Annotated in this window: 16 protein-coding genes; 6 read left to right on the top strand and 10 right to left on the bottom strand. The window is 70.7% G+C overall.

The window, feature by feature from the left end:
- Window positions 1-130 precede the first annotated feature (130 nt).
- The 4 genes from LR394_RS17255 to LR394_RS17240 all read right to left on the bottom strand — a co-directional run bounded on the left by LR394_RS17255 (window position 131) and on the right by LR394_RS17240 (window position 3634).
- Complete coding sequence (locus tag LR394_RS17255; protein ID WP_231443103.1) at window positions 131-868, bottom strand: ABC transporter permease; 738 nt, start codon at window positions 866-868, stop codon at window positions 131-133.
- Window positions 865-1512: an ABC transporter permease gene (locus tag LR394_RS17250; RefSeq protein ID WP_231443101.1), complete on the bottom strand. Its 648-nt coding sequence runs from the start codon at window positions 1510-1512 to the stop codon at window positions 865-867. The genes LR394_RS17255 and LR394_RS17250 overlap by 4 nt, the downstream gene beginning before the upstream one ends.
- Window positions 1509-2642, bottom strand: coding sequence for an ABC transporter ATP-binding protein (locus LR394_RS17245; protein WP_231443099.1), 1134 nt, complete (start codon window positions 2640-2642; stop codon window positions 1509-1511). The genes LR394_RS17250 and LR394_RS17245 overlap by 4 nt, the downstream gene beginning before the upstream one ends.
- Window positions 2643-2749: 107 nt before the next feature.
- The gene (locus tag LR394_RS17240) at window positions 2750-3634 is read right to left on the bottom strand and encodes an IclR family transcriptional regulator (protein ID WP_231443097.1); all 885 of its coding nucleotides are present in this window, start codon (window positions 3632-3634) and stop codon (window positions 2750-2752) included.
- A 206-nt stretch (window positions 3635-3840) separates the two neighbouring features.
- Here LR394_RS17240 and LR394_RS17235 point away from each other — a divergent pair, with 206 nt between their 5' ends.
- Window positions 3841-5415, top strand: a complete 1575-nt coding sequence (locus LR394_RS17235; RefSeq protein WP_231443210.1) for an aromatic amino acid lyase — start codon at window positions 3841-3843, stop codon at window positions 5413-5415.
- A gap of 19 nt (window positions 5416-5434) precedes the next feature.
- Here LR394_RS17235 and LR394_RS17230 read toward each other — a convergent pair whose 3' ends face one another.
- On the bottom strand, window positions 5435-6010 hold the full coding sequence (locus LR394_RS17230) for a cysteine dioxygenase (RefSeq protein WP_231443095.1): 576 nt from the start codon (window positions 6008-6010) through the stop codon (window positions 5435-5437).
- Window positions 6007-6912 carry an amidohydrolase family protein gene (locus tag LR394_RS17225; RefSeq protein ID WP_231443092.1) on the bottom strand — a complete coding sequence of 302 codons (906 nt, stop codon included), beginning with the start codon at window positions 6910-6912 and terminating at the stop codon, window positions 6007-6009. Before LR394_RS17225 ends, LR394_RS17230 begins: the two co-directional genes overlap by 4 nt.
- 272 nt (window positions 6913-7184) lie before the next feature.
- Between LR394_RS17225 and LR394_RS17220 the strand changes: the two genes are divergently transcribed.
- The 3 genes from LR394_RS17220 to LR394_RS17210 all read left to right on the top strand — a co-directional run bounded on the left by LR394_RS17220 (window position 7185) and on the right by LR394_RS17210 (window position 10831).
- Complete coding sequence (locus LR394_RS17220; protein WP_231443090.1) at window positions 7185-8201, top strand: LacI family DNA-binding transcriptional regulator; 1017 nt, start codon at window positions 7185-7187, stop codon at window positions 8199-8201.
- 99 nt (window positions 8202-8300) lie between these two features.
- Window positions 8301-9695: an ABC1 kinase family protein gene (locus tag LR394_RS17215; protein ID WP_231443088.1), complete on the top strand. Its 1395-nt coding sequence runs from the start codon at window positions 8301-8303 to the stop codon at window positions 9693-9695.
- Window positions 9692-10831, top strand: coding sequence for a cytochrome P450 (locus LR394_RS17210; protein WP_231443086.1), 1140 nt, complete (start codon window positions 9692-9694; stop codon window positions 10829-10831). The genes LR394_RS17215 and LR394_RS17210 overlap by 4 nt, the downstream gene beginning before the upstream one ends.
- Here LR394_RS17210 and LR394_RS17205 read toward each other — a convergent pair.
- The 4 genes from LR394_RS17205 to LR394_RS17190 form a co-directional block, all read right to left on the bottom strand.
- Window positions 10819-13296 (bottom strand): ABC transporter permease, encoded by a 2478-nt coding sequence (locus LR394_RS17205; protein WP_231443084.1) that lies wholly within the window; start codon window positions 13294-13296, stop codon window positions 10819-10821. The two genes, LR394_RS17210 and LR394_RS17205, sit on opposite strands and share 13 nt — an antisense overlap.
- Window position 13297: 1 nt before the next feature.
- Window positions 13298-14050 (bottom strand): ABC transporter ATP-binding protein, encoded by a 753-nt coding sequence (locus LR394_RS17200; RefSeq protein WP_231443082.1) that lies wholly within the window; start codon window positions 14048-14050, stop codon window positions 13298-13300.
- Window positions 14047-14247 (bottom strand): hypothetical protein, encoded by a 201-nt coding sequence (locus LR394_RS17195; RefSeq protein ID WP_231443080.1) that lies wholly within the window; start codon window positions 14245-14247, stop codon window positions 14047-14049. The genes LR394_RS17200 and LR394_RS17195 overlap by 4 nt, the downstream gene beginning before the upstream one ends.
- Window positions 14248-14374: 127 nt before the next feature.
- Window positions 14375-14572, bottom strand: a complete 198-nt coding sequence (locus LR394_RS17190) for a hypothetical protein (protein WP_231443078.1) — start codon at window positions 14570-14572, stop codon at window positions 14375-14377.
- Between the two features lie 18 nt (window positions 14573-14590).
- Here LR394_RS17190 and LR394_RS17185 point away from each other — a divergent pair, with 18 nt between their 5' ends.
- The gene (locus LR394_RS17185) at window positions 14591-15262 is read left to right on the top strand and encodes a hypothetical protein (RefSeq protein WP_231443076.1); all 672 of its coding nucleotides are present in this window, start codon (window positions 14591-14593) and stop codon (window positions 15260-15262) included.
- 177 nt (window positions 15263-15439) lie between these two features.
- The gene (locus LR394_RS17180; protein WP_231443074.1) at window positions 15440-16321 is read left to right on the top strand and encodes a hypothetical protein; all 882 of its coding nucleotides are present in this window, start codon (window positions 15440-15442) and stop codon (window positions 16319-16321) included.
- Window positions 16322-16426: the final 105 nt, after the last annotated feature.

Genomic DNA, 16426 nt, shown 5'->3' with positions numbered 1-16426 from the left:
GATGTGTTGGAACTGCGCAGATGACAGCTTGTCGCCTGCCACCGACAGTCTTGGGGGGTCTGCAGTGTGTGCGGGTATCAACTCGGCAACAGTCGACCCACGATCCCGCCGCAACCCTGTGTAACCGGGTCTAAACGGAAGCCTTGGACTCGGCCGCCACCACGTCGGCGTTCGCCGCCGGGGCCGCGTAGCGACCGGTGATGCCGCGCGAGACGACGTAACGCTGGATCACCGCGAACGCCAGGTCGAGAGCGACCGCGAGCACGGCGACCAGGATGGCGCCGCCGGCCATCTGGAAGTAGTCCTGCTGGGACAGGCCGTCGATGATGAAGCGGCCCAGCCCACCCAGGGTGACGTAGGCGACCACCGTTGCGGTGGCGATGATCTGCAGCATGGCGCTGCGCACACCGGACAGGATCAGCGGCAGGGCGTTGGGCAGCTCGACCCGCAGCAGCACCTGCATCCCGGTCATCCCCATGCCCTTAGCCGCGTCTCGGGCCGCAGGGTCGACGTTCTGCACGCCTGCGTAGGTGTTCGACAGGACCGCCGGAACACCCAGCACGACCAGGACGAACAACGAAGGGCCCAGGTAGATCCAGTCGGTCGGCAGCTTGTCGCCGTACCCGATCACCAGATAGAGCAGCAGGCCGAAGGTGGGCAGGGCCCGCAGCGCGTTGGCGCTGCCGGCGATGGCCACCGAGCCCTTGCCGGTGTGCCCGATGTACAGGCCGATCGGGATACCGATCAGCAGCACCACGGCCAGGGCGGAGAAGGAGTACTGCAGGTGCTCGAGCAGCCGCGCGGTGATCCCGTCCGGGCCCGACCAGTGCTCACCGTCGCTCAGCCACTCGATGATTCCGTTGATCATCGCTTCGCCACCGCCCGCTGCCAGGGGGTCAGCAACCGGCCGCCCAGGATGATCAGCCCGTCCAGCACCAGGGCCAGGACGAGGCACAGGACAATTCCCAGCAGCACGATGCCGGGGATGTACCGGCTGAAACCGGTGGTGAACAGCGAACCCAGCTGCGGCACCCCGATCAGCGCGCCGATCGAGACCAGGCTGACGTTCGAGACCGTGGCCACCCGCAGCCCGGCGGTGATCACCGGCACCGCGATCGGCAGGTCGACCTTCAGGAACCGGCCCAGACCGGTGAAGCCCATCGCGGTGGCCGCGGCCCGCACGTCAGGGGCCACCGAGTTCAGCCCGTCGGCGACCACCCGGACCAGCAGGGCCACGCTGTACACGGTCAGCGCGACCACCATGTTGATCGGAGAGAGGATCTTGGTGCCCAGGATCGAGGGCATGATGATGAACAGCGCCAGCGACGGGACGGTGTAGAGCAGCCCGGCCAGGTTGGTGATCGGCGGGTACGTCCAGCGGTAGTGGCTGGCCACCCAGCCGATCGGCAGGGCGATGATCAGCCCGAGCACCACCGGCACCACCGAGAGCCAGACGTGGGCGAAGAACCACTCGGAGACGTTGTCCGGATTGTTCTTGAGGTAGTTGATCATCCGCCGCTCACCGCCCCCTCGTCGTGCTGGTCGCGCCGGGCGTGCAGGTGCGACTCGATCCGCTGGACCACCTCGGCCGCGGTCACCGTGCCGACCAGGGCACCGTTCTCGTCGATCAGCACCCCGCGGCCGGACGGTGAGGAGAGCGCGGCGTCGAGCGCGGCGCGCAGCGAACCGGAGACCGAGGCCAGGGTGCCCCCGCGGTGCAGCAGTTCCGGCCCGACCTGCTTGCCACTGGGCACCGCAGCCGAGCGCACCCAGCCCAACGGCCGGCGGGCCTCGTCCACGGCCAGGGCCCAGCCGTCCCGCCCCGCCCGCAGCACGGTTGCCGAGTCGTCACCGAACTTGACCGTCTGCTCGCTCGCCGCGTCGAGCGTCCCGGATTCGAAACCCAGTGCGCGGTAACCCCGGTCGCGCCCCACGAAGCCGGCCACGAAGTCGTCCACCGGATCGGTCAGCAGCTCGGCCGGGGAGGCCAGCTGGGCCAGCGTGCCGCCGACCTTGAGCACGGCCACCTGGTCGCCCAGCTTGACCGCCTCGTCGATGTCGTGGGTGACGAAGATGATGGTCTTGCCCAGTTCCGACTGCAGCCGCAGGAATTCGTCCTGCAGCTCCCCGCGCACCACCGGGTCGACCGCGCTGAACGGCTCGTCCATCAGCATCACCGGCGGGTCCGCGGCCAGGGCCCGGGCCACGCCGACCCGCTGCTGCTGGCCGCCGGAAAGCTGTGCGGGGTAACGCCTGGCGAAGTTCGGGTCCAGCCCGACCCGCTCCATCAGCTCCAGCGAACGGGCCCGGGCCTTCTTCTTGTCCCAGCCCAGCAGCAGCGGCACGGTGGCGATGTTGTCCACGATCGTGCGGTGCGGGAACAGCCCGGCGTGCTGGATCACGTAGCCGATACCGCGCCGCAGGGTGCTCTCGGAGACCTTGCCGGTGTCCTGGTCGTCCAGCCAGATCGTGCCCGAGGTGGGTTCGATCATCCGGTTGATCATGCGCAGCGAGGTGGTCTTGCCGCAGCCGGAGGGGCCGACGAACACGGTGATCTTGCCCGATGGTGCCACCAGGTCCAGGCCGTTCACCGCCACGGTCCCGTCCGGGTACTTCTTCACCACGGATTCAAACTTGATCATGCGCTCATCTCTGCTCTCGTGCATCGTGCTCGGGGTCTGCGGGTGGGGCAGCCGGGTCAGCTGTGTCTCGTTGGGCAGGGGTCTTGCGCTGACTTCAGTTTTCTTGCTTACGGACGTTCGTGCCCGGCCGGGGTGCCGGCCGGCGGCTCCCGCTCGGGCTCAACTGCTTGGGGACGTAGCTGGTCGGGGCTACGTGTCAGTGGGCGTCCGCGGTCGGGACCTTCGACCGACGGACGTCCGCGGTCGGGACCGGGGGCGGGCAAACGTCCGTGGTTGGGATCCGGCTCTTGGGGGCTATTCGGTTCAACAGGAGCAGGCGGTTGCGCAGGCGTACCGCCGAGGCACTGACCCAGCTCGCGGGCCAGACGGCTCAGCAGCGGGCCGAACCGGGCGACGGAACTCTGGTCCAGACGATAGGTCGGACCGACGATGCTGAGCGCGGCGACTACCCCGCCCGGGCCCGTGACCGGGGCGGCCATCGCGGTCACGTCGGGCTCGATACCTGAGGCGTTGCTGGTCCAGCCCTGCTCGGGGGTACGGCCAAGCAGCACTCCGCCGGCGGCGCTGCCCTCCAGGGGAAAGGAACGGCCTACCCAGCCGGCGTGCCGGACCGAGTGCGTGCCCTGGGCCATGGCCAGGTACAACGCGGTCTGCCCAGGTCCGGGCACGCTCAGGTAGGCCGATTCACCGGTCTGCGCGACCAGCTCGTTAAGGGCGGCCCGGCTCAGCGGCACCAGGTGCTCGTGCGAGAGCGCCTGCGCACCCAGCTGCATCATCCGAGGGCCGGGGCGGTAGCCGCCGCTCTCCGCACGGGTGACGAACTGGTCCTGCTCAAGGGTGCGCAACAGGCGCAGCGTGGTGCTCACCGGAAGTTCCACCGTGCGGGCGAGCTCGACCAAGGTGTCGGTACCGCCGGTGCAAACTGCGGCCAGCAGGGCCAGCGCGCGCTCGACGGATCTGGTGGAAGAGCTGGCCGGGGGCTTGCCGGGCATCTTCGGCGCCCCTCTCGATCGGTGGAGCACCTTTTCTACCAAGGATGAAGAGTGCCGTCTCGGCCGGAGCAATTTTTTCATCCATCGGAAACACATTGCCGTTCTGTGGAAACTAGAGTCACATGGGTGTCGAGGCGGTGGCGGCGTCCAGATCTCTGCCGGGGGAGCCGTTACCTCAAGGAGTGAATCGGGAGCGAAGCGTGGCGATGGATCAGACTCCGGCGGACCGGGCCGCCGCGGCTGCTGCAGCGGACGCGGCCCCACCGGCGCGCGCCCGCCGGTCCGGAGTGCCCGCGATGACGATCGACGGCCGCACCCTGACCACGCGCAAGCTGGTGGCCCGGGTGGACGCCCCGCTGAAGGTACGGATCACGCCGACCGCCCGCCGCCGCGCCCTGGCCTCCCACCAGGCCGCGAACGCCGCGGTCGGCCTGCGCCCGGTGTACGGCCGGACCACCGGGGTAGGCGCCAACCGTGAAGTAGCCCTGCCCGCCACCGAAGCCGCCCGCTACACCCTGGGCCTGCTGCGCTCGCACGCCACCAGCGCCGGCCAGATCCGCAACGACATCCGGATCCGGACCACGCTGCTGGTCCGGCTCAACCAGCTCGCGGCCGGCGGCAGCGGCATCTCGATGGCCGCGATCGACGGCCTGGTCGCGATGATCAACGCCGATGCCCTGCCCCCGATCCGCGAGCACGCGGGGATCGGCACCGGCGACCTCACCGCGATGGCCACCACCGCGCTCGGCCTGCTCGGCGAGGCGCCGCTGACCAATCCGCTACGTCCGACCGTGCTCGGAATTCACGACGCGCTGCCGTTTCTCAGCTCCAACGCCGCCACCCTGGCCGATGCCGCGCTGGCCACCGCCCGCCTGCAGACCCTGGCCTGGGCCTCGCTGGGGGTGGCCACGCTGACCGGGGTTGCCGTGCGGGCGAACTGGGAAGCCTTCGGTCCGGCGGTGGCCCGGGTGACGCCGGGTATGGGCGTGCGCCGGGTCTGCCGCGTGGTCACCGAGCTGGTGACCGAAGCCGGACAGGACGGCCCTACCGGTGAACCGGCCCGGATTCAGGACCCTTTCGGAATGCGCTGTCTGCCTCAGGTGAACGGCCTGCTGCTGGACACTCTGCAGCAGCTCGACCGGGTGGTGGGGGCGCACCTGAACGCGGCCGCCGAAAACCCGGTGATCCTGGCCGGTCCCACCGTGCTCGGGCCCGACCCGGAGCCGGTGGTGGCGCATCACGGCGGCTTTCACATCCCGGCCGTGGCCCTCGGCTGCGACAGCGCGGCGATCGCCGCGGCCCAGTCGGCGTCCTTGCTGCAGGGCCGGCTGGCCATGCTGGTCGACCCGGCGGCCACCGGTCTGCCGCCGTTCCTGGGCGACGGAACGCCCGGCGCCTCAGGCGTGATGATGCTGGAATACCTGGCCGCTTCGGCCCTTGCGGAGCTGCGCTCGGCCGCGACCCCGGCCTCGCTCGGCTCGGTGAGCCTTTCGCGGGGCACCGAGGAGCACGCCAGCTTCGCATCCCGATCGGCCGTGCAGTTGCTGACCGCCGGTGATGCCTACGCCACGGCCTTGTCGTGCGAGCTGGTGGCGGCCGTGCGGGCGATCCGGATGACCGGGGTCAAGACCGAGAGCGCCGGCTGGGGTGCCCTGCTCGAGGCCTGCCTGCCGTTGGGGGACAACCCGGCCGACCGTGACCTGACCGGTGACCTCACCATCGCCCAGGATCTGCTGCCCACCCTGGCCGACCTGGTCGAGGCCAACGAGCCCACCCGCTGAGCGGCTCGAGCGACGCGGGTCAGGGGTGCAGCGCGGCGTCGCGCAGGCGTTCCTGGTCGTCCGGGAAGGGCTCGTCGATCGGCCGCAGCTCGTCCGCGTAGGAGACCGAGGTGCGCCGCAGCACGCCGGTGGTGCTGATCGCGTACTGGCCCATCCGCCACAACGGCGGTGAGTAGGCGTGGATCGAGACACTGCCCTCGGCCACCCCGGTCATCCGGTGGATGTGGTCCGGGCCGAAGCTGAACGAGTGCCCGGCCGGCACCCGCACCTCCAGTGCCGCGCTGCCGATCACCAGGTTGTGCTCGGTCACCTCGCCGTCCGCCACCGCCACCGCGCCCGAGGACACGTCGTGGTCGTGCCAGCCGGTGTCGTTGCTCGGCGTCCAGCACAGCACCCAGACGTCCACGTTCGCGTCGCGGTGCAGGCAGACGTAGTGCCGGTGCTCGTCGTCGTAGGCCACGTGCTGCTGCCACACCGCCGGGTCGTCGGCGATGGCGGAGACCAGCTCGCGCAGCTCCGGGCGGGTGAGGGTGCGGGCGGGAAGGTCGTTCAGGACGGCGACGTCGGTCGCACCGGCAACGGTGCTCTCGGTCATGGCGTACCTCCGATCAGGAAGCGCTGCGGGTTGCTGACATCGATGGCATGGTCGGCGGCGTTGCCGAAGCCAAGAGGAGTGGGCTGGGCGTAGGGGCGGTCGCTGCCGCGGATCACGGCGTCGATCCCCAGGGCCCGGATCAGGGCGTCCACCGCCTGCGGGCCGTAGCTGGAGGTCTCCACGAAGACCCCCGGATCGGTCCGGCCGAGCCGCCCGCCCCGGGCGACCATCCGCTCGTGGTGCAGCGGAGCCAGGCCGGCCCCGGCGACGAACCCGATCCGCAGCTGCGGCAGCAGCGAACGGCCGATCCGGTGCCAGGCCCACCAGGCCGCCGACATCTGCGCGGTGTAGTCGACGACGGCGGGCCACCAGCCGGGCAGCTCCTCCTCGGCGGGAGAAGAAACTGCACCCGGATGGACGAACACCGGCTTGTTCGCGCCCTCACACACCTGGAGTACCGGGGCGAGAGCCTCGAGGGCGCGCGGGGTCGAGATCCAGGTGGCCGGGATCTGCAGGCCCACGAAGGAGCCCCGCAGCAACTCGGCCAGCCCGGCCCGGTCCGGCTCGATCCGCCCGACCGCGGCCCAGGCGCCGAAGCCCGCCGGGAACGCCTGGGCACCGGTGTGCCAGGCGTCCAGGAGAGGCTGGGCCTCAGCCGGCGGCAGGTCTTCCAGGCCGAGCGGACTGGACAGCGACACCAGGGCCCGGACATCGCCCTGCTGGGCGAGCCGAGCCGCGACATCGTGATCGGCCGGGTTCACCTCGTACGGCGGTTCGCCGTCCAGGTACAGGGTGTATCCGCGGAGAAAGGGCGGTTCTGTGCGAGCGCGCAGGGCCTCGAGGAGAGCCGGCGGCCAGAGGTGCTGATGCACGTCGCACGCCCGTGCCGAACTCGACGTCACACCCACCACCTCTCCGCATCCCGGACCTCCCCGTAGGCCTGACCTGCATTCTCGACTAAATCTATAGACTTATTCAACCGGTCCGCCCGGCATCGTGCAAGAGGCGTCCACGGCGCGTCGCCCGGCTGAACACCGCGTGACGGCCAACGCAGTCCGACCTCCCGGTAACCGGGCCTCGACCTGCGGTGAAGCGCTTCACTGCGTTTCATTGAAGCGCTTCACCTTGATCATGACAAGGGGGAGGGGTGAGTGAGCCCGGATACGGTGACTGCATGAATCAGGGGCGTCACCGGCCGACGCTGCGCGACATCGCCGAGGAGACCGGGCTCTCCCCGGCGGCGGTCAGCTACGCCCTGCGAGGGCTGCAGGTCACCGAAGAGACGCAGGCGCGGGTGCGGGCGGCGGCCAAGCGCCTGGGCTACGAGGCCGACCCGATCGCCCGGGCACTGGCCTCCGGCCGTACCGAGACGATCGGCGTGCTGTGCGGATCGCTGGCCGACGGCTGGCAGCAGCAGGTGGCCGCCGCCTTGGGCCGGGGCCTGCTGGGGGCCGGCCGCAATCCGATCACGGTAGACGCGGGCAACGACCCGGAGCGCGAAATCACCCTGGCCAAGCGGATGGTCGACCAGCGGGCCGATGCCCTGGTCGTGCTGCCGGTGGACCCGAACGCCCCGCACTGGACCGAGATCGCTGAGCGCACAGTGCTTGTCGCGGTCGGCGACGGCCTGCCCGGGGCGCCGGCCGCCGCCGAGGTGGTCTTCGACAACGTCACCGGCGTCCGGCACGGCCTGCGGCTGCTGGCCGAGGCCGGGCACACCCGGGTCACCGTGCTCACCCCGACCGACCGGGCCACTCCCGATCGCCCGGCCGAGCAGATCGTCCAGCAGATGGCCCCCGAGCTGGGCCTGACCGCCGCTGTCCGGACCTGTCCGCACGACCTGGACGGAGCTGCGGCCGTGGTGCGCGAACTGCTGGCCGTGCCCGCCCCGCCCACCGCCTTCTTCTGCCTGGCCGACTCGATCGCGTTCGGCGTGTACCTGGCCGCCCGCGAGCTGAACATGTCAGTGCCCGAGGACATCTCGGTGGTCGGCTACGACGACCTGCCCGCCGGCCGGTTGCTGACCCCGCCGCTGTCGAGCTACCAGTGGCCGATCGACAGCCTGGTCGAGTCGGTGGTCAGCTATGCCGTCGAAGCGAACGACCGGAAGACCGACCAGCGCCGCACGGTACTGGTCCCCGAACCGATGCCGCGCGGCAGCGTGGCCGCCCCCCGAGTGACATCAGCCTGACGGGCCCCGGTCCCCGGGGGAGCGCAGCATCGGGCGATGAGATGTACCTCGCGGCGGATCGTGTTACACAGAGGGCTACGTAGCGGTGACGGAGGGCCCATGTCGCAAGCCGAACCCCCGAGGAGCCCGGAGAAGGCCGGCCGGATCCGGACCGGTCGCGTAGCCCGGGCGGCCCCGCTGGTTGCGCTGACCGGCCGGACCGCCGGAGAAGCGGTGATCTCGGCCCTGCGCCGCAAGGAACACAGTCCCCAGCGCAGCGCCGAGCGGTACGCCCAGTCGCTCGGCAACTCCCGGGGCGTGCTGATGAAGGCGGGGCAGATTCTCTCCTTCGTCTCGCTCGGCTCTCTGGTCGAGGGCGGCAGCCAGTCGGTGTACCAGGCGGCCCTGGCCCGCCTGCAGGACGATGCGCCGCCGATGGAGCCGGAGCTGGCCGCCGAGGCCGTCACCGCCGAACTCGGGGCCCCGCCACAGGAGGTGTTCGCCGAGTTCGACCCGCACCCGCTGGCCGCCGCCTCGATCGGCCAGGTGCATGCCGCCGTCACGCCCGACGGCCGCCGGGTGGTAGTCAAGATCCAGTACCCGGGCGTGGCCGAGGCGATTCGCGCCGACCTCGCCAACGCCGAGCTGCTGGCCACGTTCTTCCAGCTCATCCGCGGGGTGCTGCCCGACCTGGGCGGTACTGACGCCCGGGCTCTGGCAGTCGAGGTGAGCGAGCGGATCGGTGAGGAGATCGACTACCGCACCGAGGCGGCCAACCAGCAGGTCTTCGCCGACGCCTACCGCGATCATCCGTTCGCCCGAGTGCCCGAGGTGCTGCCCGAGTTCAGCACCGGCCGGGTGCTCACGATGGAACGCAGCGACGGGATGCGCTGGGCCCAGGCCCGCCAGGCCGAGCAGGAGCTGAAAGACCAGTGGGGCGAGGCGATCTACCGGTTCACCCTGGGCAGTCTGCGCCGCCTGGGCCGGTTCAACGCCGATCCGCATCCGGGCAACTACCTGTTCCATCCCGACGGCAGCGTCACCTTCCTGGACTTCGGCTGCGTCAAGACCTGGGACACCGGACAGGTGGGATGGATGGTGGCCGCGGTGCAGGCGACGATCGATGGAGATGCCGACGAGCTGCTGAAGCAGTACACGGCCCAGGGATTCGTCCCGGGGGAGCCGCCCGAGCCGCAGGCCATGCTGGCCTGGGCCCGGGAGCCGCTGGCCCCGGTTCTGGCGCCGCAGCCCTTCACCTACACGCCCGAGTTCGCGGCTCGCATCGTAGATCTCGAGTTCTCGCCGCGCGGGCCGCATTCCGCCGTGGTGCAGAAGCTCGCGCTGCCGGGGGAGTACCTGGCCCTGAGCCGGATCGACCTCGGCCTGACCTCGGTGCTGGCCGGTCTGCGGGCCACCAGCGACTGGCGCAGCATTCGCGAGGAGATGGATCTCGGCGTCGATCCGGTGACGCGCTTCGGGCAGCTGGAAAAGGCCTATCGGCAGGAGCATCCATGACCGGGCCGGTGTTCTGGGACGAAGCGATCGGCGCCTACCGGGTGCACGGCTTCCAGGAGGCCGACGTGGTGCTGCGCGGCTCGGGCTGGAGCAGTAGTCCGGCCAACAGTCCGCTGGCCCCGGCCGGGATGCCCCAGATGCCCGACACCATGATGATTTTCACCGATCCCCCGGACCACACCCGTCTGCGCCGGCTGGTCGCCCCGGCCTTCAGTGCCCGGGCGGTGGAGGCTTTTCGGGAGCGGGTGGGTGCGGTCGTGGAATCGGCCCTGGATCAGATCGAAGAGCAAGAACACGAACATCTGACTGAAGACGATTGTCAAGACGGGGATTCGAGCCCTCCGGTCGATCTGCTGGCTGACTTCGGGTATCTGGTACCGCTGGCGGTGATCGCCGAGTTGCTCGATGTCGGGGTCGAGGGAGCCCAGGTGTTCCAGGAGCAGACCCCCGATCTGGTCAGGCTTCTCGAGGTGGACGCCAGCCCGGAGGACGCCCAGCTGGCGATCGCCGCCGGCCTGGAGGTGACGCTGTTCCTGACCCCGGTGCTGGCCGCGCGCAAGGGCGGCGAGGGGACCGACTTCGTCAGCCAGCTGCTGCGCACCGAACTGACGGTGGACGAGGTGATGGCCACCTGCATCCTGTTGCTGGCGGCCGGTCACGAGACCACGGCCAACCTGATCGCCAACGGCGCCCTGGCCCTGATGAACCACCGCGACCAGCTCCCGGCCCTGCAGCAGAACCCGGCGCGGGCGGTCGAGGAGCTGATTCGGCTGGAGAGCCCGGTGCGGGTGCTCGGCCGCACCGCGGTGACCGAGCACCAGCTCGGCGGGGTGCGCATTCCGGCCGGCCGGGCGGTGCTGGTCGAGCTGGACCGGGCGTCACGCGACGATCGGCGCTGGCCAGACCCGGAGCGGCTGGACCTGGGCCGCGAAGGCCCAGGCCACCTGGGGTTCGGCACCGGCATCCACTTCTGCCTGGGGGCCGCGCTGGCGCGGCTGGAGGCGGGAGAGGCCCTGACCCGCCTCTTCCGCCGCCACCCGAATGTTCAGCCGCTCACCCGCGTCCCCCGTTGGCGGTCTTCCTCGACCTTCCACGCGCTGGCGGAACTGCCGGTCAGTCTCGATCAGTCACGCTGAGCCAGCGCCTCGGCCGGAGGCAGTCGCAGCGCCTGCCGGGTGGCCAGTTCGATGCTGGCGAAACCGATCACCGCCACCACCACAACCGTCACCGGCACCAGCCAGATCGGCCCGGCCGGGTAGGGCCGGCCCAGCAGACCCACCCCGAGCAGCAGCATCGGCACCGCGGCCAGCGCCAGCCCGGTCACCGTGGCGGCCGCCGTGATCAAGCCGGCCTCGCGCCGGGTCATCGACCGGATCTGCGCCGGCGTGCTGCCGTTCAGCCGCAGCGTGGCGAACTCGGCCCGGCGCGCGGTGGTGGCCGCCACCAGCTTGTTCGTGATGCCCAGCAGCAGATACCCGAGCAGCACACCGATCGCGGCCAGATTGATCCAGACCTCCGCCGGGATGTCGCCCGGCCCGCTCGAGGTCGGGTTCGCCGGGCCGAGGGCCAGCCCGGGGGTCTGAGCCACCAGATCGGTCAGCGCAGCCTCGGCCTCGGCCGAGCCGTCGGTGCGAACCAGCACCGAGGCAGGCAGCGCGGAGGCGGTGTGCCCGGCCACCAGATCGGCCGAGGCCACCAGCCCGCCGAAACCGAGATCCCGGTTGTACACGGCCACCACCTGGGCGGTGGTCTCGGCCCCGTCGCCCAGGATCAGCTTGGTCTCGTCGCCGACCGCCAGCTTGGTAGCCGCACCCGCCGCCACGGTGGCCCCGGTCAGGTCGTCCAGCGAGCCCTTCCGCACGCCGAGGTCCAGCACCGAAGCCGCTTCCGGCCCGGCCACCAGCACCGACGAAGCCTCCACCTCGGCCTCGCCCAGCATCTGATATTCGCGGATCAGCGTGGTGTTCCGCACTGCGGCAACGCCTTCCACACCGCGCACGGAACTCAGCGCCGGCACCGTGCCCTCGGGAACGCCGCCCAGCGCAGCCGCCGAAACGCTGTACTGCGCGCTGGTTCCGGTGCTGGTGTCATCGGCCTGGGCCTGCATCAGCGAGGTCTGGGTGAAGGTGTAGGTGATCACGAAGACCACGGCCATGGCCAGAGTGGTCACGGCCCCGGCGAACCGCCGGGAGTAACCGTGCACGTTCGACACCGCCAGCCAGGCGGTCGGCGAGATGCGACTGGGCAGGCGCCGGGTCAGGGCCTGGCTGAAGGTCTGCAGCTGGGTGGGCCCGGCCAGGGCCAGGCCGATCGCGGCGATGATCCCGGCCAGCGATGCGCTGGAGATGGCGATCACCGAGCGGGACACCAGCGGCGTGACCGAAAGGATCAGCCCGGAGACGATCAGCAGCAGGCCGGCGGTGTTGCGGATCTGGGCGCCCCGGCCGTTGGTGGGGGCTTCGGTGCGGGACTCGGCCACGGCCTCGGTGGCCGGGCGGCGGGAGATGCGCCAGGCTGCGCTGCGGGCGGCGATCTGCACGGTGAGCAGGAGCAGCGCTGCCGTCGCGAGGGCCGGGATCGGGCTGAGGGCCAGGGGCAGGCCTTCGGGCAGCATCTGCAGGTGCACCAGGAAGCGCCGGGCCTGTTCGGCCAGGAGGTAGCCCACCGCGATGCCGGGCACCAGGGCAACCGCGGCCGCGACCGTGGCCTGACCGGCCGCCAGTCGGCGGATCTGCAGCGGTGTGGCCCCGACCGCGCGCAACAGGGCAAGTTCGCGGCGCTGGCCGTCGATCGATACGCCGAGCGCCCCGGTCACGATGAAACCGACCAGCAGCAAGGTGATCCCGGCCATCGATCCGGCCAGGGCGAGGAGCAGGGCCCGGGCCGCGCCGATCGCCGGATCGAGCACGTCGCCCCGACCCGCCCCCGACGCAACCGCCAGGTCGGGCCACCGGGCGGCCACCGCGTCCTCGATCGTTGACTTCTCGGACCCGGAGGCCACCTTGAGCCCGATCAGATCCACGCTGGTGGGATCGCCGGAATACCGCGCGGCCGCTTCGTCGGGGAAAGAGATTCCCGAACCAGTGACTGCGAAAACCTCTGCTGAAAGCGGATTCCCGTTCACCATCAGGTCGGCGTTGTCGCCAACCGCCAGCCCGGCGGCCGAAGCCAGCGACTCGCTCAGGGCCACCTGCCCCGCCGGTGGTGCCGACCCCTCAGAGATCCAACCGTGCCCGGCACCGGCCGGATCCTCATCGGCAACCACCGGCTGCCCGTCCGGGCCGATCACTGCGGCCGGGAAACTGACGTCGCCGAAGGCCGACTCGACGCCGGGCAGGGCCGCCATCTCCTCGACCAGGGATGCCGGGATGCCGGCTCGCTCGGGCAGCGCGATCGCCTCGATGCCCTGGCCGAAGGTCTGATTCGCGCTGATCAGGATGTCGGCCTCGGCCAGCCGGGTGAGCGGCGGATGTGAGCGCAGCCCGGACTCGCCGAGCACGCCGGTGATGGTGATCAACGCCGCGCCACCGACCACGGCGCTGACCACCGCGATCAGCGCCGCGATCCGCCGCCGGGCCATCTTGCGGGCCACGTAGAACATCTCAGCTCTCTCCCGCCATCGTGAAAGCGGCTTCCTGGGCGCCCATCAGGCTCGTGGCCAGCTCGGTGGCGGTGGGTCGCAGCAGCGTCTCGACGATCCGGCCGTCGGCCATCACCAACGCCCGGTCGGCGTGTGCGGCCGCTGCCGGGTCGTGGCTGACCATCACCACGGTCTGGCCCAGTTCGTCCACCATCCGGCGCAGCAGGGCCAGTACCTCGCGGGCGGCCCGCAGATCCAGGGCGCCGGTCGGCTCGTCGGCGAAAACCACTGCGGGCCGGGCGACCAGGGCCCGGGCGATCGCCGCCCGCTGCTGCTGGCCGCCGGAGAGCTCGGCGGGCCGGTGGTGCAGCCGTTCGGTCAGGCCCACCCGCTCGACCAGCTCGGCCACCCAGGCCGGATCGGCGCGGCGGCGGGCCATGCGCAGCGGCAGGGTGATGTTGTCGGCGACGCTCAGCGACGAGACCAGGTTGTAGGACTGGAACACGAAACCGATCCGCTCGCGCCGCAGTTCGGTGCGCCGGGTCTCGTTCAGGCCGCCGATCGCCACCCCGTCGACGATCACCTCGCCGCTGCTGGGGGTGTCCAGCCCGGCGGCGCAGTGCATCAGCGTGCTCTTGCCCGAGCCGGAGGGGCCCATCACCGCGACGAACTCGCCGCGCGGCACGTCCAGGGACACCCGGTGCAGGGCGGTGACCTCGGTCTGACCGGTGCGGTAGACCTTGGCCACGTCCTGCAGCCTGATCGCCGGGCTCATCGCCGCCGCAGCCAGTTCAGCACCAGCGTGCCGATGCCGACGGCGGTGAGCGAGCTCAGGGCCAGCTGCACCACGATGGCGTCGGCGGCGAACGAGGCCACCGCGTTGCCGACCACCCCGACCACCACCGCCAGCCAGGCCAGGTTGACCACGAAGGGGGAGTAGGGGCCAGGCTGCGAGCCGGTGTTCTGCGACATGGTAGTTCTCCTTGTCCGACAGGGTTTTTTAACCGTCCTTGCGTTGTCCTCAACGCTAGGGACGAAACCCTGCCGAACCGATCCCGGCTACTGCCGCAACCGCAGTACAGCCTGCTGTACCCAGGACCTAAGAAGCCTGCTTCTCGTTCTCGCCCGGCTCCTCGGTGGCCTCGTTCAGCCGTTCCTGGAGCCGGGTCCTGACCTCGTCGGGGGTGTAGGACTTGCGCTGCCGCTCGTTGCGGGCGATCAGCACCCCTCCGGCGGCCACTCCGGCCACGCCGGCCATCCCGACAAGTTTCCACCATGCGATGCGTCGCTGCGCCATCGGCCTAGGGTATGTCCTGTGCCCGCCCAGCAGCCTCTTCAGCCGATTCCCCTGTCTCAGGCCGCCGCACTGACCCGCACCGGAGACCTCTGGCTCTTCCGCGGCCGCAGCAGCGCGGACCGGGCCATCCAGGCGTTCACCAACGCACCGGTCAACCACGTCGGCATGGCAGTGGTACTGGAGGACCTGCCACCGCTGATGTGGCATGCCGAGCTCGGTCGGTCCCTGCCCGACGTCTGGGTCGGCGAGCACCATCGCGGCGCCCAGCTGCACGATCTGTCGGCCGCGGTCAGCACCTGGGTGACCAAGTACCACCAGCGCGCCTGGTTCCGTCAGCTCGACCCGGAGGTGGGCCGGGAGGCGGAGGACGCGGTGCTGCGCACGGTCGCGCGGATGGCCGGGACGCCCTTCCCCAGCACGGTCGGCCTGATCACCCGCTGGGTCAGCAGCAAGAAGGTGGTGCGCACGCTGCGCCGTTCGGGCCGCACCGACGAGGCGGTCGCCCTGGAGGCCGCGTACTGCGCCGAGATCGTGGCGGCGACGTACCAGGCGATGGGCCTGCTGCCGGACGACCGTCCACCGGGCTGGTACGACCCGGGCCGGTTCTGGAGCGGCGACAGCCTGGCGCTGAACGACGGCGCCCGGCTCGGCGTTGAGATCCGCGTCACACTGGACGAACCCGAGGTCTGACGCAGCGTCAGCTTTCCTCACGCTCTGCCTGCTGGAGTCCCTCACGTAGCGGGCGTTATCCGGCCTCCTGAGCGCCCCAGGCCACGGTTCGCCGCTGGCTAGTCTCGCCCGGTACACGGTGGATTGGCCTACTGGTTGCCTTCCGTCCACCTGGGGTTCATGGGGTGGGGGTGGCTCGTGGTCCAGACGTTGCCGAAGGGCGGGCTCGGATTCGCCCGGCTGATCGAAGAGGACGGGCAGGATCTGCCTCGCCGACTGGTCTGGGCCCTGTTCTGGCTGCCTCTGGTCAGCCTGGCCGGGCTGCTTGCCGCCGCGCTGATCTTCCGCCCGGCGTTCGACAAGATGCTGGAAGAAGACTTTCCGGTGGAGTGGGGCCAGTTCGCGCTCAGCCTGTTCATCAGCGTGCTCGCAGGGCTGTGCCTGCGCCCGGCCCTGCGGGAGCGGTACTACCCCCTCGCCGCCCTGCTCCTGCTCGGCGCCCTGGCCTGGTTCTTCCTGGCCGGCGAGGAGATCTCCTGGGGCCAGCGGGTGTTCGGCATCGCCACCCCGGAGGGCTTCGAGGGCAACCACCAGGCCGAGACCAACCTGCACAACTTCACCACCGGCATCGACCCCGAGGCCCTGTTCCGGCTGCTGCAGCTGCTGATCAGCGTGGTGATGATCGCCGTCAGCCTGTTCGGCCGGCTCGCCGATCTGCGCCCCGGCTCGTTGTGGCGCCTGGTCGCACCGCCGCTGGGCCTGGTGCCCCTGCTGCTGGCCATGCCCGGCTACCGCCTCTACCGGCTGTTCGTGCCCGGTGAGGTGAACTTCGCCGTCCGGCTGCAGGAGTGGGCCGAGTTCTGCCAGTACGCCGGCCTGGCGGTGGCCCTGGCCGTCGTCTATTTCGGCCTGCAGCCCGGTGCCGAGCCGGTCGGGGGCAGCGCCCGGCACGCCGCCCGGTACCGGGGTGACCCCGACTGGCGACGGCTGCGCACCCCCGCCGCGATCGTCCTGGTGATCACCCTGATCTTCGCGGTGATGACCCGGTACAGCGGCATCACCGCAGGCAACGCCCTCTGAGGGTCGGCCTGCGGCGGTCAGGGTGACTCGGGGGTAATTCCCGATGTGCTGAGAGCCCACAGCTGCAGCAGGCTGGACGAGTCAGCCCATCTTGACTCAGCGAGG

It is taken from the genome of Kineosporia babensis (genome assembly GCF_021129305.1).
GTDB classification, from domain to species: domain Bacteria; phylum Actinomycetota; class Actinomycetes; order Actinomycetales; family Kineosporiaceae; genus Kineosporia; species Kineosporia babensis.
The sequence above is the reverse complement of the archived record's forward strand: the minus strand, read 5'-3'. Positions and strand labels throughout refer to the sequence as shown.